This window comes from Vibrio sp. 378, from assembly GCF_033339435.1.
Genome location: NZ_JAWOUO010000679.1, coordinates 1 through 646, shown reverse-complemented (window position 1 = coordinate 646; position 646 = coordinate 1). Strand labels below are relative to the sequence as shown.

Below are 646 nucleotides of genomic sequence, written 5' to 3'. Positions count from 1 at the left end.
CTCCTATTCTTTAGGGCGGTCATTGGGCTTCACCGTTAAGGTTAGCCCTTTAACATGAACAATGGTGACCGATTCACCTTGTTTGAGTTCTTGATCTTGTTCGGTTTTCGCTTGCCAAAAAGCACCTTCAAACTGCACGCGGCCTTGTCCGTCGATGAAGTCGTCACTCACAATGGCATGTTTACCGGGGTAGGTCTCTAAACCTGTGGTGACGCCTTTTCCTCGAATCCTGAGTAAGAAACCGATAGTGAGAAGAATCAACGCGATTGAGAAAATAGCGATACCAAAAATCAACGGTAGGGCAATTTGGAAGCCCGGGAGCTCGCTGTCCATCAGGAATATTGAACCAAGCACAAATGCTACTACGCCGCCCAAGCCTAAAATGCCAAAGCTCGGGCTAAAGGCTTCGGCAATCATGAGCGCGATACCGAGTAGCAGCAGTCCTAAACCTGCGTAGTTGACGGGCATCATTTGCAGTGCGTACATCGCAAGTAATAAGCAGATGCCGCCAAGCACACCGGGTAAACCCACTCCGGGGTTATAAAACTCGAGTAATAGGCCGTAAATGCCGATGAGCATTAGAATGTAGGCGACATTAGGATTGGTGATCACCGCAAGCATTTCTGCGCGCCAGTCCGGTGTTCTT

Annotated in this window: 1 protein-coding gene; it reads right to left on the bottom strand. The window is 49.2% G+C overall.

The window, feature by feature from the left end:
- Window positions 1–3: 3 nt before the first annotated feature.
- A partial coding sequence (locus R7Q48_RS28225) for an NfeD family protein (RefSeq protein WP_318133622.1) occupies window positions 4–646 on the bottom strand: 643 nt, incomplete at its 5' end.